We start from the raw sequence: 22,591 nt of genomic DNA on the forward strand, positions 1-22,591 counted from the left end.
CCGTGAAATCTGGCGAAACGAGTCGGGCATGAAAGCAACGGGTGGCGTGCACAGCAACAGGACCGGCGGAATGGCGACCGCCAGGGCGTTCGAGCATCTTCCCCCGGAGAGGCCCCTGGCCATGCCCGCGCAGGATTTTTCCGCGACCCCGCGCGACCTGCCCCACCGTCCGTTCAACATCGACCTCTGGGCCCGGCGCACCCTGGTGGTGCTGCTGGCGCTGCTGCCCGCCTCCATGGCGGCGCATGAGATGCGGCGTTCCATCGGCCTGGACGGCATTTCGGCATGGGAGGGCGTCTATCTCGCCCTCTTCATCCCGCTCTTCGCCTGGATCGCCTTCGGCTTCGCCACCAGCCTGATCGGTTTCCTGCTGCTGACCATGGGGCGCGGCCCGGGCGTCCGTCCCTATCGCGCGCGGTCGACGGCGCCGCTGCGCGGGCGCACCGCCGTGCTGCTGCCTGTCTGCAATGAGGATTTTCAGGGCGTGCTCGGCCGCCTGTCGATCATGGAGCGCTCGCTGGCACAGGTCATGGGGGGCGAGCGGTTCGAATTCTTCATCCTCTCCGATTCCAACCCGGAAAATGGGGAGAAGGAGCGCGCCGCCTATCTGAAGATGCGCAAGGGCTTTTCCCGCCCCGTCCATTACCGCCGCCGCGCACTCAATGTCGGGCGCAAGCCGGGCAATATCGCGGAATGGGTCGAACGCTTCGGCGGCGCCTATGACTATATGATCGTGCTGGACGCGGACAGCGTGATGAGCGGCCAGACCATGGCGCGGCTGGCCTCGGATATGGAGCGGCATCCGCATGTCGGCCTGATCCAGACCGTGCCGTCGATCGTCGGCGCGTCGACGCTGTTCGCCCGCTGGCAGCAATTCGCCAGCCGCCTGTTCGGCCCCATTTCCGCCGCCGGCATGATCTGGTGGTCAGGGTCGGAAGGCATGTTCTGGGGCCATAATGCGATCCTGCGGACCAGGGCCTTCGCGCAGAGCTGCGGCCTGCCCGAACTGCCGGGGCGCGCGCCCTTCGGCGGGCATATCATGAGCCATGACATGATAGAGGCGGCCCTGCTGCGCCGTCGCGGCTGGGACGTGCATATCGTCATGGCCGACGACAGTTTCGAGGAATTTCCCCCTTCCCTGCCCGATCTCGCCACCCGCGACCGCCGCTGGTGCCAGGGCAATATCCAGCATATCCCCCTGCTCTCGAAGATCAGGGGCATGCACCCGGTCAGCAAGTTCCAGCTCTTCGTCGGGGCGTCGGCCTATTGCACCTCGCCGCTGTGGCTGGCGCTGATGCTGGTGGTGCTGGGCGGCGCGGTGGCGGGCGTCTGGCCGCCGAGCGCCATATTGCCGTCGGGCGGGCTGCTGGCGCTGACGGCAGTGCTGCTGTTCGGGCCGAAGCTGCTGGCGCTGCTCTGGGCGCTGGCCGATCCTGCACGGCGCATCGGTTTCGGCGGCGGAGTGCGCATGATGCGCGGCGTGATCGCGGACATCGCGCTGTCGATCCTGATGGCGCCGATCAGCATGCTCACGCAGACGATCAACCTGTTCGGCATATTGATGGGCCGCAAGAGCAGCTGGAACGGCCAGACCCGCGACCGCGACGGCATGCGGATGCTGCCGGCGATCTGGCTGTTCAAATGGCATATCCTGCTGGGCATGGGGCTGACGCTGCTGGCGGTCGAGTCCGATACATCGCTGGGCTGGATCGTGCCGGTGGCGGCAGGTCTGGTGCTGGCGCCCTTCTTCGCGGCCTTCACGGCGCGCAAGGATTGGGGCAGCCATGTCGCGAAAAGCGGGCTGTTCCAGGTGGCGGAACCCTGGTGGCGGATGCAGAATTACCAGAAGACGCGCTATCGGCAGTTGCAGTTGGACAATGCGCCGATCAAGGACTTCTCCAACGCCGCGAACGACAGTTAGTCGATCCTGAAACACCGTGTTCCTGCGCAGGAGCACGGCACGTCTGAAGGAAAGCGAAGGGACTCAGTCCCAATCCCGCAATTTCTCGCGCAGCCTGTCCAGCGCGGCCTTCTTGATCTGGCACACCCGCGCCGCGCCGATGTCCAGCGTCGCGCCGATCTCCTCCAGATTGAGTTCCTCGACGAAATAAAGCTGAAGCACCAGCGCCTCCCGCTGCGGCAGGTCGCCTATGCATTTGGCGAGCGCGGCTTTGAGCGATTCCCGCTCCATCACATCGTCGGCGCGATCCTCGACATCGGCAAACCACATGGACTGGTCGGAATAGACCTCGTCCATGCTGCTATGCTGCACCATCTCGCAGCCATCCGCCACTTCGCGATAGGCGGCGGGGTCCAGCCCCATTTCGGCGGACATCTCCGCCTCCAGCGGCGCACGGCCCAGCTTCTGCTCCAACCGGTTGCGGATGGCCCCTAACTGCTTGCGCTGCGACATGGCGGAACGCGTCATCGTCGCATGGCGGCGCAGATGGTCTATCATCGCCCCGCGCACGCGCATCTGCGCATAGGAGGCGAAGCCAAGGCCCCGATCCTCGAAGCCATTGGCTGCCTCGACCAGCGCAACCATGCCGATCTGGAGCAGGTCCTCGATCTCGATGGCGCTCGATACCCGGCCATGGACATGCCAGGCGATCTTGCGCACCAGCGGCATATATTGGCGCGCCAGCCGTTCGGGCGAATTGGCATGGGCGGACCGGCCATAGGTGTTGGCATCGGAACCGGCGACGACCCTATTCATGAACATCGGTCAGGCTCCTCAGGCAACGCGTTCGCGTGTCGGCAGGGGGTCGTGGCGCGGCGCGGGCCGCTGCTCGCCGCCGACCACGGCGACGACTTCCACGCCCTTGCCATCGGGAATTTCGAGGAAGGACAGCACCGGCGTCTCCGGCAGATGCGGCTTGAACAGCCGGGCCAGCGCGCGGCGGGCCAGCGGCGAGGTGACGATGGCGAAGTTGCGCGCCTGCCCCAGCAGCGGACGGGCCGCCGTGACCACCGCCTCTATGATGCGGTTGGCAAGGGCGGGTTCGATCGGGTGCCGGGCATCGCCCGCGACCCGCATCGCCTGCGCCAGCAACGCTTCCAGATCGCCGTCCAGCGTGATCACCGGCAGCGGCATCTTCACCGGCACCAGCCCCTGGATGATCAGCGAACCGATGCGCTGGCGCACCGCTTCGACCAGTTGGTCCAGCGTCATGTCGGGCCGCGCCGCGTCGACCATCGCCTCGCAGATGCGGCGGAAATCCTTGAGTGGAATGCCCTCCGCCAGCAGGGCGCGGCAAAGCGCGCTGATCTGCGTCAGGTTCAGCAGCCCCGGCGTCAGGCCGTCGACCAGTTGCGGCGCGGCGTCCTTGAGGTTGTCGAGCAGCTTGCGCGCTTCGTCCAAGCCGAACATCTCGCTGGCGTTCATGGCGATAAGCTGGTTGAGATGGGTGGCGACCACCGTCGGCGGATCGACCACCGTATAGCCCGCGACCACCGCTTCGCTGCGCTTGGCGGGCGAAATCCAGACGGCGTCGAGGCCGAAGGTCGGGTCCTTCGCCTCGCGGCCGGACACCGTTCCCTCCAGCGCGCCGCTGTCCAGCGCCAGCAGGTCGTCGGGGAAAATCTCGTCCTCGCCCACGACGACGCCGGCGATGGTGATGCGATATTGGTTCGGCTCCAGCGCCAGATTGTCCTTCACGCGGACCATCGGCACGACGAAGCCCAGTTCCTTCGAAAGCTGGCGGCGGATGCCGGTGATGCGGGCCATCAGCGGCGCGCCCTTGCGCTCGTCCACCAGGCTGATCAGGCCATAGCCGATCTCCAGACCCAGCACCGCGCCGTCCGACACGTCGTTCCACTCGATCAGCGCGGGATTGGGCGGCGGGGCGGCGGCTTCGGGTTCGGCGGCCTTGCGCTGGCTGGACTTGCGGAGGTGCCAGGCGATGCCGCCCGCCACCGCGGCGGCGGGCAGGATGATCATGTGCGGCATGCCGGGCAGGATACCCAGGAAGGTCAGGATCGCCGCGACCGGCATCCAGGCCTTGCCCGAACCGAACTGGCTGGTGATCTGGTTCGACAGATCGTCCTCGCTGCCGACCCGCGTCACGATGGCGGCGGCGGCGATGGAGAGCAGCAGCGCCGGAATCTGCGCGACCAGCGCGTCGCCGATGGCCAGGATGATATAGGTCTGGGCAGCTTCCCCGATGCTGAGCTTGTGGCTGACCACGCCCAATATGATGCCGCCAACGATGTTGATGGCCAGGATCAGGATGCCTGCGACCGCATCGCCCTTCACGAATTTGGAGGCGCCGTCCATCGATCCGTAGAAGTCCGCCTCGGTCGCCACTTCACGGCGGCGGACCTTGGCCTCTTCCGGGGTCAGCAGGCCGGCGTTCAGGTCGGCGTCGATCGCCATCTGCTTGCCCGGCAGGGCGTCCAGGGTGAAGCGGGCGCTGACTTCCGACACGCGGCCCGCGCCCTTGGTGATCACGACCAGGTTGATGATCATCAGGATCGCGAAGACGAAGATGCCGACGACATAATCGCCGCCGATCAGGAAATGGCCGAAGGCCTCGATCACATGGCCCGCCGAATCGGTGCCTTCATGCCCGTTCACCAGCACGACGCGGGTCGACGCGACGTTCAGCGCCAGCCGCAGCAGCGTCGCGAACAGCAGCACCGTCGGAAAGCTGGAGAAGTCGAGCGGTTTGGCGGCGTTCAGCGCCACCATCAGCACGGCCAGGCTGATCATGATGTTGGTGATGAAGCCGACGTCCAGCATGATCGCCGGCACCGGCACCATCATGAACAGCACGACCATCAGCGTCGCAATGGGCAGCACCGCCCCCTTGGCGGCGCTCATCCAGATCTTCGCTTTGACTTGGGCGGGAGTCATATCGGGCCGTTACCTTCCGAGGGTGGCGAGCATGAGATAGGCGAGGCGCGCCGTCTGCGGTTCGGGCCGGACGGTGACGTCGGCGGCGGTCGCAAGGCGCTGGGTTTCGATCCGCACATAGTCGGCGGGCTGCACGGTCTTCGCGCCGGAGGGCAAAGACGCATCGGCATATTGAATGTCGCCGCCGCCGACCGAATCGAAGCCCTTCTGGAGCTTGGCGGCGAAGCGGTCGCGGATTTCGGCGAAGCTGCGGGCGTTGCCCTGCCTGTCGTAGAAGATGGACCGGTTGGCGCGGGCGGCGGCCGGGAACATCCCGGCGGCGGCGGCATTGGGCACGCGGTCGTTCATCGACAGGAACCTGCTGGCCCCGCCGACGCCCAGGAAATGGGCCATGTAAAGGTCGACCGGTTCCGCCTCGCGGCCCAGCCGCTGCTCCAATGTGGCCTTGTTGTCAGCGGCATGTTGGGCGGCCATGACGGATGCGGTTTCGGGATGCTTGCGCAGGTCCAGTATCTGCTGGCGAAGGTCGGGATCGGCCACATAATAGCGGCCATTGCTGCCCCGGCTGATCGCGTCGGCGGCCCAGCCCAGCCCATATTCGCCGCCATGCTGGTCGATGACCGCCAGCCAGCTCTGGTCGACGAACTGGTAAAGCCCGGTCGCGGAGGAGGTGGTCGCGCGAGCGGTGGGATTGAGGCTGCTCTCGATCTTCGCCTGCCCCAGCAGATAGGCGAAGTCCACGCCCGTCCGCCGGCTGGCCATGGCGATCGCGTTGGTCACGCGATTGCCCGTCGAAGCGCCCGTTGCCGCCCCCGTTCCTGCGATGTCTGCGAAAGCCGACACTGGTTCGATCAATCCCCGTTGGTACCGGGGGTCATTAGAGCAAGTGACGTGCCAAGATTTGGTTAACGCGCGCTCATAATTTGATTTTCGGGAATGGAGCCTGCTCCGGTCAAATCAAGCCGCGCCCACCTGCTCCTGCGCAGGCAGGAGCCCAGTCCGCCGTCAGTGGAAAGCAAAAAGGGCGCCGTAGCGGGCGCCCTTGCAACGTCTCGGAGGGTCGGATTTTCAGCGCCCGTAAACCAGAGGCGCCGTTTCCGCGCCGCGCGCCGCGAGTATCGCAAGCCGCTGATTCGCATGGTCCACGAGCAGGTTGGTACGGATCCGCGCCGATTCCATCAGCGGCTGGAGCGCCCTCAATCGATCCTTCACCGCTTCGTCGGACCGCCATACGCCGATGGCGCGAACAGCGGACGCGGCTTTGGCGATCCGCTGCGTCGCCGCTTCGATCACCGCCGCATCCACGCCGTCCAGTGCCCCGCGCAGCTCTTCGAAAGCCGCGCCCAACTCGTCCAGCGCTGCAAGACCGAGCGGCATGGGGTCAACCGGCCGCCGGCAGGTCGAGCGCCAGCATGCGATCCGCGATCGCCGCCGGATCGACGGGGTAATTGCCGGAAGCGATGGCCGCCTTGATCGCGGCGACGCGGTCCATGTCGACCGGCGCGCCTTCGGCCGCCATGCGGGCGACGGGGCTTGCCGAACTGGCCGAAGAAGCGGAAGTCGCGGCCGAACCGGTCGAAGAAGCGCGCGTCGTCCTGCCGCCTTCCTTCAGGCGGGCTGCCTCTATGGCGGCGCTGATATTCTGGCCGACAGACTTGATCATCGTTTCAATCCTTCATTCGTCCCGCACAGTCTATATACGGCCGGGTTCAAAAATTGTTAAATCCCGGAACACGAACAATTCCCATTTCCACGACCTGCGCCAATATCGGCGCGGATTTCCTGTCTTCCCGCACGCGGATCGTCTCGCCCACGGCGCCGTCCTCGTCCGCGACCATCATGCGCGAGACGCTGAAGGCCGCATTGCCCGCCATCAATTGCACCGGGTCGCCCTTCTTGACGGCGGCCTCCCTGGGCGCCGCCCGCGGCGCAGGGGCGTAGCGCGCCACCGGCCCGGAAGCGGCAGCGGCGCCGCCGGCCACCAACGGCACGCGGATTCGCCAGCCTAACGCATCGCACTTGACGATGGCGGCGCCAAAGACAGGCCCGTCCACGCTGGGCGTCGCCGGACAGGCGGCCAGCCGCAAACGCCGGTCGACCGGCGCGATCGGCCCGCCCGGTTCGCCCAGATTGGCGCCGACGGTCATCGCGACCAGACTGTCGATCCGATCCAGATTCTCGAACTTCTGCTGCGCCAGCGCAGGATCGGACGCTGAAACGGACAGCGCCAGAAGCAGGATCTTGGGCAAATTCGTCACGGTATCTCTCCGAAAGCGGACAGGATTAACCATGAATCACGCAAAATTCGTGCCATATAATGGACGCTGCTGCGGGGGGAGGCGAGCCGTGCCCAAAAAAAACAGCAGCAGCTTTGGGGCGGTCGACGCCTAACGCCCCGCGACAATCAGGATCACCTGCCCCTTGCCGCCCTCGCCATCCAACTGGTCCAGCCCGCGCAGCACCAGCCGGTCGCCGCCAATGCCTTCGGCCTTCAGCGCCCGCGCCACGGCGCCGAGGCGCGCCGCCGACAGGTCCCAGCCGTCGAAGCGCTGATGCCCCACATCCGTGCCGCGGCTGCTGACCTCCAGCCGCTCGCGCCCCAGCGCAAAGCGATCCGCCACGATCTTCAGCCGCTTCCGGCCCTGCTGCGTCAGCAACGCTTCACCGGGCAGGAACAGTTCGGCGGCGTGGATTTCCATGGGACTGCTGGCATGGCCGCCAAATTGCTGCCGCACCTGCGCCAGCATGGCGTCACGCCGCTGGCCGCTGGCCTGAAGCATGACGAAAAAGCCGAGCAGCAACAGCAGCAGGTCGGCGAAGCTGATCGCCCAGCGGCCGCGCCGCGCCCCGGCAAGGGCGGAGATATTCATGCCACCTCGCGGATCGAGGCGCGGCGCATCGGCACATTTTCCCGCCGCGCGATGGCGGCCATGCGATCAGTGACCTCCTTCTGCCAGGCGAGTTCCCGTTCCGACAGGTCGGCAAGCCGCGTCGCTACGGGCGCGGCGATGACATTGGCAATGACCACGCCATAGAAGGTGGTGAGGAGCGCCAGGGCCATGGAGGGGCCCAGCGCCGCCGGATCGTCCATCGCGGCGAACATGCCGACCAGGCCGATGATCGTGCCCGCCATGCCCAGGGCCGGGGCGGCATCCGCGATGGACAGCCAGACCTTGCAGGCAGAGCCATGGCGCTGCGCCCGGTCCGCCAGCGATTGCGCGGCCCACAGTTCGAACTGCTCCGTCTTCTCGCAATTGGCGAGCTTGCGCGCGGCTTCGGTCAGATAGGGATTGGCCGTCTTCACCCGGTCCGTGCAGGCAAGGCCGCGCAGTTGCGCGACCTGATCGATCTTCAGCATGGCCGCCCGCGCAGCATCCCGGTCCTTCGCTGGATCGGCGCGCAACAGGGGAACAAGGGCGGCAAAGGCCCGCCCCAGCGCCCGCGCGCCATTCTGGAACAGCGCCACCAGCCCGATCCCCGCGACCATGGCCAGCAAGGTCAGGGGGTCGAACAAATGCGCCATGATCCCGATCATCTTCACGTCCCCGCTTACGCCCGGCCGGCCGGCGGCAAAGCGCTGCCACCCGCCGGCAAAATTTTGCCGCCCTTGCCGCCATCCTCACGCAATCCCCCAGATTTCCGCCATTTTCCGCCATGCCGATGCGTCACCCACGCAAATTGGCACGGCTCTTGCGAATATCAGGCTGGATCACCCGCAGTTCACGCCATCAGGCCTCAGAACGGCGGGGGAGACGGAAGTTTTAGGCCCATCGGGGCGGAAAAAAGCGGAAAGACGACAATGTCGCTGGAAGACGGATTGTTCGGGATACATGGAAAGGCGCTGGCGCTTCGCTCGCAGCGCCTGTCCCTGCTCGCGTCCAATATCGCGAACGCTTCGACGCCCGGATACAAGGCGCGCGACATCGATTTCGAGTCCGCCCTCAAGGAAGCCACGACGCGGCAGGGCAAATCCGCCGCCGACGTGTCGCAGGCCGTCGACGATTCGATGGGCTATCGCGTGCCGCTGCAACCCAGCCTCGACGGCAACACGGTCGAACTCAGCACCGAACAGACTTTGTTTGCGGAAAACGCCGTCAAATATCGCACGACCCTCTCCTTCCTGGAGGGCCGCATCAACACCATCACCCGCGCGCTTAAGGGAGAATGAGCATGAGCGGCCATGGCCCCCTGAACGTCTTCGACATCGCCGGCCGCGCCATGAGCGCGCAGCTTGTGCGGCTCAACGCCACCGCCTCCAACATGGCGAACGCCGGCAACGTCACCGGCAGCGCGGCGGAGGCCTATCGCGCGATCAAGCCGGTGTTCCAGTCCGTCACCGACAGCCCCGGCGTCTCGACCGTCAAGGTCCAGAATGTCGTCACCACCAATGCGCAGCCCACCAAGCGCCACGATCCCAACCATCCGCTGGCCGACAAGAATGGCGATGTCTGGGAAGCCGCCGTGGATAGCAGCGCGGAGCTGGTCGACATGATCGAGACCGCCCGCATGTACCAGAACAACGTGCAGGTGCTGAACACCGCCAAGTCCCTGATGATGGAAACCATAAGGATCGGCAAATGACGACCACGACCGCCACCGACAGCGCGGGCCTGTCCGTCTATAACCCCTATGCCAATGTCGGCACGGGCAAGTCGGAAATGGGCCAGGCGGACTTCCTGCGCCTGCTGACCGCGCAGATGCAGACGCAGGACCCGTTCGAACCCGTCGATAACGCCCAGATGGTCGCGCAGATGGCGACCATCACCAACAGCAGCGGCATCGCGGAAATGAACCAGACGCTGAAGAATCTGGCGTCGCAACTGACCGGATCGCGCCTTGGCGACGCGGCAAGCTGGATCGGCAAGTCGATGCTGGTGCAGAGCAACATCGCCGCGCCCGATGCGGCCGGCCAATATATGGGCCAGGTCAGCTTTGCCGCCGCGACCAGCGACGCCAGCGTCGACCTGATCGACGGCAACGGCAATGTCGTCAAGACGATCGAACTGGGCGACCAGCCCAAGGGCGACATCAATTTCTATTGGGACGGCAAGGATGAAGCCGGCAACACCATCGCCACCGACGCGCTGAAGATCAAGGTCAACGGCGCCAGCCCCAGCCGCGTCGCGAGCTGGGCCACCATCGCCGCCGTCCAGTCACCCGCCGACGGCAGTTCGTCGAAACTGATCACCGCGCTCGGCACCTATTCGCCGTCCGACGCCATCTCGCTCGCCTAACCGACCAATCCTTTTCACACCGATTTTCCTTTTCACCCAAGGAGCAACGCCATGTCCTTCTACATCTCGCTTTCCGGCCTGAAGGCCGCCCAGACCGACCTGTCGACCACGGCGAACAATGTCGCCAACGTCAACTCGACCGCCTTCAAGAAGAGCAAGGCCGTGTTCGGCGACATCTTCGCCGCCGCGCCGATGCAGACCACGACGCAGGTCGCCGGCCAGGGCGTGCGCGCCCAGGGCATCAGCCAGCAGTTCACCCAGGGCACGATCGAGACCACCGACAAGACGCTGGACCTCGCCATCACCGGCGAAGGCTTCTTCACGGTGAAGCGCAGCGCCGACAATCAGGTGGGCTATACCCGCAACGGCGCCTTCTCGGTGGAGGAGGACCGCTATGTCGTCGACACCACCGGCGCCCGGCTTCAGGTGATCCCGCTCAATCCCACTACCGGCGCGCCGACGGTGACGGGCACCCTGACCCCGACATCGCTGACCGACCTCAAGATTCCGACCAACTGGCCCGACGGCGGCACCGGCAACCAGCTCACCAGCGTGGGCGTGTCGGAAGAAGGCAAGATCACCGGCGTTTATGCCGACGGTTCCACCGTCTATCTGGGCGCAACCGCCATCGCCGCGTTCAACAGCCAGGAAGGGCTGCGCCAGAGCGGCGACGCCCATTGGACCGCGACCAACGCGAGCGGCACGCCGATGCTGGGCACCGGCAATAGCGGCCTGTTCGGCTCGGTCCGCTCCGGCGCGCTGGAACGCTCCAACGTCGACATCACCGAGGAACTGGTGAACCTCATCTCCGCCCAGCGCAACTTCCAGGCGAACTCGAAGGCGATCGAGGCGGCGAACACGCTGTCCACCACCATCGTCAACATGCGGACCTAAGCTTCCGCATGAATTGAACCGTCATTCCCGCGAACGCGGGAACCCATCTCCCGACCTCGCACAAAGCGGCAACGCTGGAAGATGGATCCCCGCCTCCGCGGGGGTGACGGAAATAAATCAGCGCCCGCAGTCAACAACAGGACACCCCCATGGACCGGCTCGTCAACACGGCACTCACCGCGATGCGCGGCGCGATGGCGCGGCAGGCGGCGATCTCCAACAATCTGGCGAACGTCAACACCACCGGCTTCCGCGCGGAAATCGCCAATGCCGAGACGCGCTGGATCAAGGGCAGCACCTTCGACACGCGGGCGCAGGCGTCCGAACAGGTGATCGCCGCCGACATGGCGCAAGGCGCGGTCACCGAAACCGGCAATCCGCTGGACGTGGCCATGAACGGCGATGCGATGCTCGCCGTTCAGGCCGCGGACGGCAGCGAAGCCTATACGCGCCGCGGCGACCTCAAGGTCAGCGACAGCGGCCTGCTGACCACCGGCGACGGCCTGCCCGTGCTCGGCGAAGGCGGCCCTATCACCCTGCCGCAGATGGACAGCATCTCCATCGCGAAAGACGGCAGCATCTGGGGCGTGCCGCAGGGCGGCGACCCCGCCAATCCGCAACAGGTGGACAAGCTGAAGCTGGTCAGCCCGGTCGGCTCCAGCATCGCCAAGGGCACGGACGGGCTGTTCCGCGAAGCCAATGGCGGCGCGCTGCCCGACGATCCGCTCGCCAGCGTGACCGGCGGATCGCTGGAAGGGTCGAACGTCAACGCCACCTCAGCGCTGGTGCAGATGATCGAGGCGAGCCGCGCCTGGGAAACCCAGGTCAAGATGATCGACACCGCCAAGCAGCTCGACGATGGCGGCGCATCGCTGATGCGCCTGGACTGATGGTTAATTTGGCACGGCTCTTGCTTTTCGACAGGCAAGCCTGACGGCCCTACGGAGATTTTGAGCCATGACCAACGCAGCCCTTCATGTCGCCCGCACCGGCCTTGACGCGCAGAACACGAAGATGCGCGTGATCGCCAACAACCTGGCGAACGTCAACACCACCGGCTTCAAGCGCGATCGCGCCGATTTCGAAACGCTGGCCTACCAGCAGATCGTGGCCGCGGGCGCGAACAGCGACAGCGAGAACAAGTTCGCCACCGGCCTTAACCTCGGCTCGGGCGTCGCGATGCAGGGCACGGCCAAGATCAACAGCCAGGGCACGCTCAACCAGACCGGCAACACGCTGGACATGGCGATAGAGGGTTCGGGCTATTTCCAGGTGCAGCAGCCGGACGGCTCCATCGCCTATACCCGCGCCGGCAATTTCACGACCACGGCGGAAGGCGTCGTCGTCACCAGCGAAGGGCTGCCGCTGATCCCGCAGATCACGGTTCCGGAAGGCGCCACCAGCGTCACCATCGGCAATGACGGCACCGTCTCCGCCACGCTTCAGGGGCAGGCCGAACCGACCCAGCTCGGCCAGATCGAACTGGCGAGCTTCATGAACCCGGGCGGCCTTCAGGCGGTCGGCGGCAATCTGCTGAAGGAAAGCGCCGCCAGCGGCACGCCGCAGGTCGGCGTCGCGGGGCTGGACGGGCGCGGCGTCGTCCGCTCCGGCTATCTCGAAACCTCGAACGTCAACGTGGTCGAGGAACTGGTCGACATGATCGAGACCCAACGCGCCTATGAGGTCAATTCCAAGATGATCAAGGCGACCGACGAAATGCTCCAGTACGTCAACCAGCAGCTGTGAGCCGGATGATGCGCAGAACGGCCATTTTCTTCCTCTTCGGAACCGCCCTCGCCGCATCCCCGGCCATGGCCGGCAAGAAGCGCGATGCCGAACGGCAATTTTATGCCCCCACGGTCGTTGCCGCCCCTGCCGCCCCGGCCGCCAACGGTTCGATCTTCCAGGCGTCGATAGGCTATACCCCGCTCACCAGCGGGGCGCGGGCGACCAGCGTGGGCGACATCATCACCATCGTGCTGGTCGAACGGACCCAGGCGACCAAGAGCAACAGCGCCGACACCAGCCGCGACGGCAGCATCGCCCTGACCCCGCCCAGCACCGGCCCGCTCTCCAAGATCTTCTCCGCCAGCGACATCGGCTCCAGCGGCAGCAACAGCTTCACCGGCAAGGGCGCCGCCACCCAGTCCAATGCCCTGAATGGGGAGATCACCGTGACCATCGCGGCGACCTATCCCAACGGCACGATGCTGGTGAAGGGCGAAAAGGCGCTGACGCTCAATCGCGGCGACGAATATATCCAGATCAGCGGCCTCGTCCGCCAGGCCGACATCGGCCCGGACAACCGCATCGCCTCGACCCGCGTGGCCGACGCGAAGATCATCTACACCGGCAAGGGGGAAATCGCCCGCGCCAGCCGCCAGGGCTGGCTGCAGCGCTTCTTCTCCATGATCAGCCCCTTCTGATGGACATGCACGCCATGACGTCCTTCGCCCGCCTCCCCAACTTCGTCATTCCCGCGCAGGCGGGAATCCATCTCCGGACCTCGCGTCTGGTGCAACGTCGGGAGATGGATTCCCGCCTTCGCGGGAATGACGGCGTGTGGTTGGGCAAGCGTTTAGCGCGTCGCGTAATACTCGCCCTTCTCACCGCCCTCACCTTCCTCGCCGCCCCCGCCCATGCGGAGCGGATCAAGGACCTCGGCAATTTCCAGGGCGTGCGCCCCAACCAGCTCACCGGCTACGGCATCGTCGTCGGCCTGGCGGGCACGGGCGACGACAGCCTGGACTATGCGACGCAGGGCATGAAGGGCGTCGTCTCGCGCTTCGGCCTGACGCTGCCGCAGGGCATCAACCCGGCTCTCAAAAATGCGGCGGCGGTGCTGGTGACGGCGGACCTGCCTGCCTTCGCCAAGCCCGGCCAGCGGCTCGACGTCACCGTCTCCGCCCTCGGCAAGGCCAAGTCGCTGCGCGGCGGCACCCTCATCATGACCCCCCTGCGCGGCGCGGACAATGAAATCTACGGCATGGCGCAGGGCAATCTGGCCGTCGGCGGCCTGGGCGTGTCGGGCGCGGACGGCAGCCAGGTGTCGGTCAACATTCCTTCCGCCGGCCGCATCCCGGGCGGCGCGACGGTGGAGCGCGCCGTCGCCACCGGCTTCGACACCGCCCCCACCCTCACCTTCAACCTGTCCGAAGCGGACCTCACGACCGCCCTTCGCGTGGCGGACGGCATCAACCGCACCTATGGCGACCATCGCGCCAAGGCCGTGGACGCCGTGTCGATCACCATCGACGCCGCGCCGGGCGCCACCGACCGCATCATGATGATGGGCATGATCGAGAATATCGAGATTTCGCCCGCCGACGCCCCGGCCAAGGTGATCGTCAACGCCCGCACCGGCACCGTCGTCATCAACGGCGCGGTGAAGATCCATCCCGCCGCCATCGCGCACGGGAAAATCACCGTCAGCGTCAACGAATCCCCCCGCATCGTCCAGCCCGCCCCCTTCTCGCAAGGGCAGACGGCGGTGGAGCAATCCAGTTCGATTTCGATCGATCAGGAAAAGAAACCGATGATTAATTTTAAAGGTGGAGCCTCTCTGGCCGATATAGTCAAAGCGGTGAACGCCATCGGCGCCTCCCCCGCGGACATGGTCGCGATCCTCGAAGCGCTCAAGCAGGCAGGGGCGCTCAAGGCTGAACTGGTGGTGTTGTGATGCGGATTGGTGCGACTTCGGAAACGACGGCTCCGGCGGGCGGAACGCAGGACAGGGCCGCGCTGCAAAAGGCGGCGCAGCAGTTCGAGGCGATCTTCCTGCGCCAGATGATGGGCGCGATGCGCTCGGCCAGCCTGGCGGAGGGCATCAGCGATTCCAGCGCCACCGACCAGTTCCGCGACATGGCCGACGCCCGCACCGCCGACAGCATGGCGAGCCACGGCACGCTGGGCATAGCGGAGATGCTGATGCGCCAGTTCGGCGCCAAAGCCGTCGCGCCTGCCGGCTCAAATGCCGCGGATAAGGCCGAATGAGCGATCTCTTCATCATCGGCGCATCGGGCACCAAGGCCTATCGGACCGCCATGGCCGCGATTTCCGAGAATATCGCCAATGCCAGCACGGAGGGCTATTCCCGCCGTTCGGTGACGACCATCGAATCCGGTTCGTCCACCGCCACCATGGCCGTCTACATCTCCCGCGCCAATTTCGGCGGGACGGAGGTCAAGAGCGTCAACCGCGCGACCGATCCCTATCTCGACGCGACGGTGCGCTACACCAACATGCAGCTTGGCAGCGCGGTCGCGCGGATGCGCTGGCTGACCGATTCGGAAACGGCGCTCAACGACACGGAAACCGGCATCGGCCAGCTCATGACGGGCATGTTCCAGAACATGGACAAGCTGGCCGCCAGCCCCACCGACAACTCCCTGCGGGTGACGACGCTGGACAGCATCGGCCGCGTCGCCCAGGCCTTCAACCAGACCTCGGCCGACCTGGTGCAGGTGTCCAGCGGCATCGCGACCGAGGCGCAGGCTTCGGTGACGACGATCAACCAGGCCCTCTCCGCCCTCGCGGACATCAACAACAGCCTGCTGCGCGCGCAGCCGGGCACATCGGCCTATGCGCAACTGCTCGACAGCCGCGACGCGGCATTGGGCACGCTGTCCACCAATCTCAACATCGACATCGGTTTCGGCACGCATGACCAGGCGCAGGTGACGCTGAACGGCCAGACGCTGGTGCAGGGGAGCAGCGCCACGCCGCTGGCCCTCACCGTCAACACCAACGGCACGCTGGCGCTTGCGACCGGCAGCGGCGCCGCCCTGGCCGCGCCGACGAGCGGCACGCTGGGCGGGCTGTTCTCCGCCGCCGGCACGGTGTCGCAGCGCCGCACCAGCCTCGATACGCTGGCGCAGCAGTTCGTCGCCAATATGAACAACTGGCATGCGCAGGGGCTGACCAACGGCAGTCCGGGCGCGGCGGGCGCGCCGCTGCTGTCCGGAACGACGGCTGCGACCGTCGCCGCCCTCATCACCGACCCGGCGCAGCTTGCGACCAAGGCCGCCGACGGCACGCCCAACGGCAATCTGCTGACCGTATCGACCGTGCTGCGCGGCAATGGCAGCGTCGAACAGGGCTGGACCAACCTGATCGCCACCCACGCCAACCTGCTTTCCTCCACCAAGGCGGAGCAGACCACGGCGCAGAACCGCAGCGACCAGGCCGTGGCCGCCCGCGAAGCGGTAAGCGGCGTCGACCTCGACATGGAGGCGGCCGAACTGCTGCGCATCCAGCAGGCCTATTCGGGCAGCGCCAAGATCCTTCAGGTCGCGAAGGAAACCGTCGACGCCATTCTGCAGATCATCTGAACGGGAGCAACGGGACCATGGTCGGCATCACCAACAAGATCCTTCTGGCCGAGATTCGCCGTCAGCAGAAATTGTCGCAGGACATCGTCGATGGCCAGACCGCCATCTCGACCGGCCAGACGCTGAACAGGCCGTCGGACGACGCGCTCGCCTGGGTGCAGGTGTCGGACATCGGCCGGGCGCAGGCGCAACAGGCCGCCTGGCAGTCGAATATCAGCACCGGCACGGCCCGCGCCAACACGGCGGAGGCCAATCTGGGCGAGATGAACTCCCTGCTGACGCGCGCGCAGGAATTGATGACGCGCGCCCGCAACGGATCGCTCAGCACGACCGACAAGACGGCCATCGTCCAGGAAATGACGACGATCCGGTCGACCATCGATTCGCTGTTGAACCAGAAGGATTACAGCGGCGTACCTGCCTTCGACGATGGGCAGAGCGTGCTGGTCCCGGTCAGCCGCGGCCTCAACCTCGCGGTGGTCGGCACGCGGCAGGAAGTGTCCGAAGGGATCGACGTCAACGGCACGCCGATGACGCTCGACGCCATATTGGGCCAGAGCATCGCCGCGCTGCAAAGCGGGACCGACAGCGACGTCGCGGCCGGGCTCGACGCGATCAAGGCGGCCCAGAACCACATCGTCCTGGAACAGACCAAGCAGGGCGTGCGCAGCGACCGGCTGGACGTGATCGGCACGCGCCTCACCAATGTCGACCTCGACCTCAAGGAACGGCGCGCAGGCCTGGAATCGACCGACCTGCAGGATGTGATCTCCTCGGTATCGGCCAAGCTGCTCCAGCTTGAGGCGGCGCAGTCCGCCTTCGCCCGGATCAACCAGCAGACCCTGTTCGACCTGATCAAATAGGCGCCTGAAGCGATCCCATGGCATCATGTTCCTGCCCGGGCAGGAACACGCCATGGCTTGGACGAACCTTCCGAAACAGAAGGATCTTTCGCCCGGAAACATCGCCATCGATTTTTCGGTCGCGCCCTAAACCACGGCATCGCCAAGCCGTATTAACCAATCGAGAGCGTCTTTCATGCGATGCTTCGATCAAGACGGCGCCTTCGGGCAGAATTTCGGGGATAATCATGTTCGCAATCATCGGCCTGGTCGTGCTGCTCGCCATGGTGTTCGGCGGCTTCATCTTTACAGGCGGCGACATCGGCCCGGTTCTGCACGCGCTTCCACATGAAATGATCATCATCGGCGGCGCGGCCGTCGGCGCGCTGATCATCGGCAATTCGGGGTCCGACCTGAAGGCGCTGGGCGGCGGCCTGGGCAAGGTGTTCAAGGGGCCGAAATACAAGAAGCAGGACTTTCTCGACTGCATCTTCCTCGTTTCCAAGCTGATGAAGACGCTGCGCGTCGAAGGGCCCGTGGCGCTGGAACCGCATATCGAGGACCCGGCCAGCTCGACCATCTTCTCCGAATATCCGCGCCTGATGGGCGACAAGACCCTGATCCACCTGATCAGCGACACGCTGCGTCTGGTGGTCGTCTCCTCCGGCACGCTCGATCCCCATGCGGTCGAGGAAGTCATGGATAATGCGCTCAAGACCCATCATCATGAAGCGCTGCGTCCCGCGGACAACCTCCAGGGGCTGGCGGACGCATTGCCTGCCCTCGGCATCGTCGCGGCGGTGCTGGGCGTGGTGAAGACCATGGGCTCGATCGACCAGCCCCCGGCGATCCTGGGCGGCATGATCGGTTCGGCGCTGGTCGGCACCTTCCTCGGCGTTCTGCTCGCCTATGGCATGGTCAATCCCTTCGCCAACCGCTGCCGCGCCGTGATCGAGGCGGACGGGTCCATGTACCATGTCGTCAAGCAGATCATCGTCGCCTCCCTGCACGGCCATCCGCAGCCGCTGGTGATCGAGGCCGCGCGTTCCAGCCTGACCCATGCGAACCAGCCGGCCTTCGCCGAAGTGTTCGACGGCATGCGGGGCAAATAAGCCATGGCCGAGAAGAAGCGCGGCGCGAACGAGCCCGAACCCAGACCGATCATCGTCAAGAAGATCGTCGTCGACGGTCATGGCGGCCATCATGGCGGCGCGTGGAAGGTCGCCTATGCCGACTTCGTGACGGCGATGATGGCGTTCTTCCTGCTGATGTGGCTGCTGGGCGCGACCACGGAAAAGCAGCGCAAGGGGCTGGCCGACTATTTCACGCCGACCCTGGTGCAGCTCAAGGAAGGTTCGGCCGGGTCGAACGGCATGTTCGGCGGCGACAGCATGACGGCGAAGGAAAATTATCCGACCACGGGCGGTCAGGGCAATCTCGCCATCACCATCCCGCGCGACGCATCGGGCACGAAGGACCAGGGCGGCAAGGCCACCAAGGCCGCCGACCGGGTGAAGTTCGAATCGATCAGGAAGGAACTGGAGGCGCGCATGGCCCGCCGCCAGGGCATCCGCAAGCTGCTGAAGAACATCCGCTTCACCGAAACGCGCGAAGGACTGCGCATCGACCTGATAGACGAGGCGGACTTCGCGATGTTCGCCATGGGCACCGACCGCCTGCTGCCGCAGGCGCGGGAACTGGTGAACGAGGTCGCGGCGACGATCGGGACCATGCCCAATCCGCTGATCGTGCGCGGGCACACCGACGGCCTGCCATACAGCGCGGGCCAGACGATGAACAACTGGATGCTCTCCTCCGCCCGCGCCGAAGCGACGCGCAAGGCGCTCGCCGCCAGCGGCATCGGCAACGACCGCTTCGCCCGGATCGAGGGCGTGGCCGATCGCGAACCCTTCGCGAAGGGCGACGTCTACGACCCGCGCAACCGGCGCATGTCGATCATCCTGGGGTGGAGCCGCGGCGCGAACGACGGCGATGCGGACGAACAGCCCGACGCCGAAACCAGGGCCGCGATCAAGGAACGCGACAACCCGATGACCATGGCGCGGACCGAAGCGCGCAAGCTCGACATGGGCGGCACCAGCCTCCCCGCAGGCGCGCAGTTGATCAACCCGACAGCACCGGGGACGTCGAACAAGCCCGGCAAGCATTGAACCGACCCGGCTGCCTTGGGTGGATTGCGGACATTCCCCCTCCCGCAGGCGGGAGGGGGCTAGGGGGTGGGCTGGCGCGGCATCTGCGCTGTTTTGCAACGGCTAAGTCAGAAGCTCGCTACGCTCGCGCCCACCCCTAACCCCTCCCGTTTACGGGAGGGGAATGTCTTGGATTGGCCAATTTCCAGCCATTCTGCTCCCGACCTTGCGCCAAGCCCCCCGCAGGAGCATGTGACTCAAGCGCAACAGACTCCTGACAAAATATCCTATTTCCCCGACATGACCCAATTCGGCCTGTCCTATTGTCCGCCGGCCGGCCTATCGCCCACCCCTCTTTGAAACGTCCGACGCATTGCGCGACGCGCCTACGCGCGCCCGGGCATGCGCGCGCATACACTGTGAACTTCGGCTGAAAATCGCCATTTTCAGGCCGGTAGGACCAGACTCGCTTCCAATCCGCCCTGCGCCCGGTTGGCGAGCTTCAGCGCGCCGCCATGTTCGGTCATGATCGCCCGAACCAGCGCCAGCCCCAGGCCGGCCCCGCCAGTGTCCCGATTGCGCGAGCCCTCCAGCCGGGTGAAGGGCTCCATCATCTCTTCCATCCGGTCTTCCGATATGCCGGGTCCATCGTCCGCCACGATCAGCCGGATGGTGCCATCCCCTCTTTCGACCGAGACATGAGCCCGCTCGCCATAGACGATGGCATTCTCGATCAGGTTGCGCAGCGCGCGGCGAATCTGTTGCGGACGCACATTGGCGACCGCGCGATCGCTGTCGGCCAGATCGACCGGAGATCCGAGTTCCAGAAAATCCTCGACCACGGCGTCCGCCAGCGCCGACATATCGACCTTCTGCCGGGCTTCGCTGCTGCGCCCCGCGCGGGCGAGCGAGAGAATATCCTCCAGCATCCGGTTCATCTCGTCGATCGTCTCGGACATGCGGGCGCGCTCGCCCTCGTCCTCCACCGATTCGGCGCGCACGCGCAGCGAGGCCAGGGGCGTGCGCAGGTCATGGCCGATGGCGCCCAGCATCCGGTCCTTTTCGTTCAACATCGCAAAGATGCGGCTGCGCATCGCGTTGAAGGCTATGGTGAGCTGCCGCACGTCGCCGGGGCCGCGTTCCTCCACCGGGTCGGCCGATCCGGTGCGGGCGAACTGCTCCGCCGAAAGGGTCAACTGCTTCAACGGCCGCGCCAGCCTGCGCCCGACCCAGAGCAGCGGCAGCAGCACGATCGCGTAGAGGATCAGCGTCTGCCCCACCAGCCATCCGCCGAAGCGGGGCGGCCGGTCCCCGATGCGCGTCTGCGTCAGCGCCCATTTGCCCGGCTGATATTCGACCGCCATCGCCAGACGCGTCATATGCACATGATCATGCCTGCCGCCGGCCGCGCGCATGCGGAAATTGTCCCAGCGCCGCAGCGGCAGCAGCTGCGGCTGCTCAGCCGCACGGATGGAGCGGACCGAAAGGCCGACATCGTCGAACATCGCCCTCGCGCGGCGCTCGACGTCCGGCCGGGCTTGCCCCGGCAAGGGCGGGGCAGCATTCAGGAAGCGCACCCTTCCCCGCCGATCCGCCTCGCCGCCGCCGCGCCGGTCCGGCCGGTTGTCGAGCGCGTCGACGATGCGATAGACGCCCGGCGCGGTCTGCGCGGTCAGCTCGATCCGTTGGCGCTCGCGCAGCAACAGGGTGAAATTGATCGCCTGCGCCACGAACAGCGCCAGCGCGACGAGGATGATGATCTGGCCGACGACGCTCTGCGGCCAAAGGCGCAGCCGCCTCACAGCTTCCGCACATCCGCGGACAGGGTATAGCCGCCGCCCCAGACCGTCTTGATGAGGGTCGGGTTCTTCGGGTCCGGTTCTATCTTCTTGCGCAGGCGGCTGATCTGGTTGTCGATCGCCCGGTCGAAGGCATTGGCCTCCCGCCCCTGGGTGATGTCCAGCAACTGGTCGCGGCTCAACACCTGATTGGGCCGGGTGGCGAAGGCCAGCATCAGATTATATTCCGCCGTGGATAGGGGCAACGCCACCCCCTCGCCGTCGACCAGCGTGCGTTCCTGCGTCTTGAGCAGCCAGTTGGCGAAGGCATAGGTTGCGCCATCGGGGGCCGTGACCCGCTGCCCGCCGGTCGCGACGCGGCGGAAGATCACCTTGATGCGGGCGACCAGCTCGCGCGGGGAAAAGGGCTTCAGCACATAATCGTCCGCGCCCATTTCCAGCCCGACGATACGGTCCGTCTCCTCCGATTTCGCAGTCAGCAGGATCACCGGAATCTCGCTGGTCTCACGGATGTGGCGGCAGAGCGACAACCCGTCCTCGCCCGGCATCATGATGTCCAGGATCACCAGGTCGATGGCGTTGGCGTTAAGGCGCATCCGCGCTTCCGACGCATTTTCGACGGCCGTCACGCGAAAGCCGTTGCGGCCGAGATATTGCGCCAGCGGCTCGCGGATCGAGCGCTCGTCGTCGACGAGCAGCAGATGGGGTCGTTCGCTCATGGTCCGGTTCTTGTCATGGCTGGATGCGGGTGGGAAGGGCGAAGGCGCGCAATCGACGCCTTCACCCCTGCCTCAATTGGCGGGCGGCGGCCCCTTGCGGTCGCGCCAGCCGTCGCGGAAGGCCTGCCGCGCCGCCTTCATCTCATCGGCGGTCACCTTGCCATCATGATTGGCGTCGGCCTTGTCGAACATGGCGAGCGGGCGGGCCATGAATTCGGCCTTGGTGATGGTGCCGTCCTTCTTCATTTCATCGCCCGAACCGCCGCGCATGCCCTGTGCCCCACCATACTGTCCGCCACCATGCTTTCCCCAACCGCGATGACCCCAGCCATGGCCGTCCGGCCCGCCGGGCTTGCCCATGCGATCGTGCATGCCGTCCCGGCCCTGATGCCCGGCGGCGAATTCCGCCTTGCTGATCTGGCCATTCTTGTCGGTGTCCAGCGCGGCGAAGCGTTCATCGAGCCTCCGCTGACGGAGGATGTCGCGATCCGCCTGGTCGAGCTTGCCGTCCTTGTTGGCGTCCAGCCTGGCGAAGCGGGCTTCGAGGGCGGCGGTCAGTTCCACCTTTGTGACGGCGCCGTCCTTGTTGGCGTCGGCCATCATCAGCATGCCACCGCCGCGCGGTCCGGCGCTGTCGTCCTGAGCGAAAGCAAGGTGCGAGGCAGCAAGCCCGCCGACGAACAGCGAGCCCAGCGCCACCGTGGTCATGAATTTGCGGATCATGGAAATCTTCCTTCAAAGCGTCTGTCACGAACGGCGCGCTGCCGT

General features: G+C 65.9%; 26 protein-coding genes. 14 read left to right on the top strand and 12 right to left on the bottom strand.

Features of this window, described 5'->3' with window-relative positions; translation table 11 throughout:
- The first annotated feature begins 28 nt into the window (after window positions 1-28).
- Window positions 29-1,921 carry a glucans biosynthesis glucosyltransferase MdoH gene (mdoH, locus tag LDB29_RS13980; RefSeq protein ID WP_061936564.1) on the top strand — a complete coding sequence of 631 codons (1,893 nt, stop codon included), beginning with the start codon at window positions 29-31 and terminating at the stop codon, window positions 1,919-1,921.
- 63 nt (window positions 1,922-1,984) lie between these two features.
- Here the strand turns inward: mdoH and LDB29_RS13985 are convergent, their stop codons facing one another.
- The 8 genes from LDB29_RS13985 to LDB29_RS14020 all read right to left on the bottom strand — a co-directional run bounded on the left by LDB29_RS13985 (window position 1,985) and on the right by LDB29_RS14020 (window position 8,390).
- A complete protein-coding gene (locus tag LDB29_RS13985; protein ID WP_025548576.1) occupies window positions 1,985-2,722 on the bottom strand; it encodes a sigma-70 family RNA polymerase sigma factor in 738 nt (245 codons plus the stop codon).
- Between the two features lie 12 nt (window positions 2,723-2,734).
- Window positions 2,735-4,855 (bottom strand): flagellar biosynthesis protein FlhA, encoded by a 2,121-nt coding sequence (gene flhA, locus LDB29_RS13990; protein WP_025548577.1) that lies wholly within the window; start codon window positions 4,853-4,855, stop codon window positions 2,735-2,737.
- 9 nt (window positions 4,856-4,864) lie between these two features.
- Window positions 4,865-5,698 (bottom strand): hypothetical protein, encoded by an 834-nt coding sequence (locus LDB29_RS13995; protein ID WP_025548579.1) that lies wholly within the window; start codon window positions 5,696-5,698, stop codon window positions 4,865-4,867.
- 225 nt (window positions 5,699-5,923) lie between these two features.
- Window positions 5,924-6,232, bottom strand: coding sequence for a hypothetical protein (locus LDB29_RS14000; protein ID WP_025548580.1), 309 nt, complete (start codon window positions 6,230-6,232; stop codon window positions 5,924-5,926).
- A 4-nt stretch (window positions 6,233-6,236) separates the two neighbouring features.
- On the bottom strand, window positions 6,237-6,518 hold the full coding sequence (gene flgM / locus LDB29_RS14005; RefSeq protein ID WP_025548582.1) for a flagellar biosynthesis anti-sigma factor FlgM: 282 nt from the start codon (window positions 6,516-6,518) through the stop codon (window positions 6,237-6,239).
- Between the two features lie 46 nt (window positions 6,519-6,564).
- The gene (locus LDB29_RS14010) at window positions 6,565-7,113 is read right to left on the bottom strand and encodes a flagella basal body P-ring formation protein FlgA (protein ID WP_025548583.1); all 549 of its coding nucleotides are present in this window, start codon (window positions 7,111-7,113) and stop codon (window positions 6,565-6,567) included.
- A 129-nt stretch (window positions 7,114-7,242) separates the two neighbouring features.
- Window positions 7,243-7,725 carry a flagellar motor protein MotB gene (locus LDB29_RS14015; RefSeq protein ID WP_025548585.1) on the bottom strand — a complete coding sequence of 161 codons (483 nt, stop codon included), beginning with the start codon at window positions 7,723-7,725 and terminating at the stop codon, window positions 7,243-7,245.
- On the bottom strand, window positions 7,722-8,390 hold the full coding sequence (locus LDB29_RS14020) for a MotA/TolQ/ExbB proton channel family protein (RefSeq protein WP_025548587.1): 669 nt from the start codon (window positions 8,388-8,390) through the stop codon (window positions 7,722-7,724). Before LDB29_RS14020 ends, LDB29_RS14015 begins: the two co-directional genes overlap by 4 nt.
- Before the next feature lie 264 nt (window positions 8,391-8,654).
- Between LDB29_RS14020 and flgB the strand changes: the two genes are divergently transcribed.
- From flgB to LDB29_RS14075, 11 genes are all read left to right on the top strand, one after another.
- Window positions 8,655-9,023, top strand: a complete 369-nt coding sequence (gene flgB / locus LDB29_RS14025) for a flagellar basal body rod protein FlgB (protein WP_025548588.1) — start codon at window positions 8,655-8,657, stop codon at window positions 9,021-9,023.
- 2 nt (window positions 9,024-9,025) lie between these two features.
- A complete protein-coding gene (gene flgC / locus LDB29_RS14030) occupies window positions 9,026-9,436 on the top strand; it encodes a flagellar basal body rod protein FlgC (protein WP_025548590.1) in 411 nt (136 codons plus the stop codon).
- Entirely contained in the window at window positions 9,433-10,089 is a 657-nt protein-coding gene (locus LDB29_RS14035; RefSeq protein WP_025548592.1) for a flagellar hook assembly protein FlgD, read from the top strand. The genes flgC and LDB29_RS14035 overlap by 4 nt, the downstream gene beginning before the upstream one ends.
- 51 nt (window positions 10,090-10,140) lie before the next feature.
- Complete coding sequence (locus LDB29_RS14040; RefSeq protein ID WP_025548594.1) at window positions 10,141-10,983, top strand: flagellar hook-basal body complex protein; 843 nt, start codon at window positions 10,141-10,143, stop codon at window positions 10,981-10,983.
- Window positions 10,984-11,132: 149 nt separating this feature from the next.
- Window positions 11,133-11,873 (top strand): flagellar basal body rod protein FlgF, encoded by a 741-nt coding sequence (locus LDB29_RS14045; RefSeq protein ID WP_025548595.1) that lies wholly within the window; start codon window positions 11,133-11,135, stop codon window positions 11,871-11,873.
- Between the two features lie 67 nt (window positions 11,874-11,940).
- On the top strand, window positions 11,941-12,729 hold the full coding sequence (gene flgG, locus LDB29_RS14050; RefSeq protein ID WP_025548597.1) for a flagellar basal-body rod protein FlgG: 789 nt from the start codon (window positions 11,941-11,943) through the stop codon (window positions 12,727-12,729).
- A 5-nt stretch (window positions 12,730-12,734) separates the two neighbouring features.
- Window positions 12,735-13,409 carry a flagellar basal body L-ring protein FlgH gene (locus LDB29_RS14055; protein ID WP_373278224.1) on the top strand — a complete coding sequence of 225 codons (675 nt, stop codon included), beginning with the start codon at window positions 12,735-12,737 and terminating at the stop codon, window positions 13,407-13,409.
- 14 nt (window positions 13,410-13,423) lie between these two features.
- Window positions 13,424-14,662 (top strand): flagellar basal body P-ring protein FlgI, encoded by a 1,239-nt coding sequence (locus LDB29_RS14060; RefSeq protein ID WP_244968622.1) that lies wholly within the window; start codon window positions 13,424-13,426, stop codon window positions 14,660-14,662.
- Window positions 14,662-14,976, top strand: coding sequence for a rod-binding protein (locus tag LDB29_RS14065; protein ID WP_025548602.1), 315 nt, complete (start codon window positions 14,662-14,664; stop codon window positions 14,974-14,976). Before LDB29_RS14060 ends, LDB29_RS14065 begins: the two co-directional genes overlap by 1 nt.
- Window positions 14,973-16,313, top strand: coding sequence for a flagellar hook-associated protein FlgK (gene flgK / locus LDB29_RS14070; protein ID WP_025548604.1), 1,341 nt, complete (start codon window positions 14,973-14,975; stop codon window positions 16,311-16,313). The genes LDB29_RS14065 and flgK overlap by 4 nt, the downstream gene beginning before the upstream one ends.
- Before the next feature lie 17 nt (window positions 16,314-16,330).
- On the top strand, window positions 16,331-17,176 hold the full coding sequence (locus tag LDB29_RS14075; RefSeq protein WP_025548605.1) for a flagellin: 846 nt from the start codon (window positions 16,331-16,333) through the stop codon (window positions 17,174-17,176).
- Here LDB29_RS14075 and LDB29_RS14080 read toward each other — a convergent pair.
- Window positions 17,169-17,405, bottom strand: a complete 237-nt coding sequence (locus LDB29_RS14080; protein WP_128830725.1) for a hypothetical protein — start codon at window positions 17,403-17,405, stop codon at window positions 17,169-17,171. The genes LDB29_RS14075 and LDB29_RS14080 overlap by 8 nt on opposite strands.
- Between LDB29_RS14080 and motA the strand changes: the two genes are divergently transcribed.
- Window positions 17,404-18,267 carry a flagellar motor stator protein MotA gene (gene motA, locus LDB29_RS14085; protein ID WP_007682571.1) on the top strand — a complete coding sequence of 288 codons (864 nt, stop codon included), beginning with the start codon at window positions 17,404-17,406 and terminating at the stop codon, window positions 18,265-18,267. The two genes, LDB29_RS14080 and motA, sit on opposite strands and share 2 nt — an antisense overlap.
- A gap of 3 nt (window positions 18,268-18,270) precedes the next feature.
- A complete protein-coding gene (locus LDB29_RS14090; protein ID WP_099186366.1) occupies window positions 18,271-19,326 on the top strand; it encodes a flagellar motor protein MotB in 1,056 nt (351 codons plus the stop codon).
- 425 nt (window positions 19,327-19,751) lie between these two features.
- On the opposite strand, the gene LDB29_RS14095 is transcribed toward LDB29_RS14090, so the two are convergent.
- From LDB29_RS14095 to LDB29_RS14105, 3 genes are all read right to left on the bottom strand, one after another.
- A complete protein-coding gene (locus LDB29_RS14095; protein ID WP_099186367.1) occupies window positions 19,752-21,107 on the bottom strand; it encodes an ATP-binding protein in 1,356 nt (451 codons plus the stop codon).
- Entirely contained in the window at window positions 21,104-21,823 is a 720-nt protein-coding gene (locus LDB29_RS14100) for a response regulator (protein WP_025551099.1), read from the bottom strand. Before LDB29_RS14100 ends, LDB29_RS14095 begins: the two co-directional genes overlap by 4 nt.
- A 72-nt stretch (window positions 21,824-21,895) precedes the next feature.
- Entirely contained in the window at window positions 21,896-22,546 is a 651-nt protein-coding gene (locus LDB29_RS14105; RefSeq protein WP_025551101.1) for an EF-hand domain-containing protein, read from the bottom strand.
- Between the last annotated feature and the right edge of the window lie 45 nt (window positions 22,547-22,591).

Source organism: Sphingobium sp. CFD-2, from assembly GCF_024611135.1.
Taxonomy (GTDB): domain Bacteria; phylum Pseudomonadota; class Alphaproteobacteria; order Sphingomonadales; family Sphingomonadaceae; genus Sphingobium; species Sphingobium fuliginis.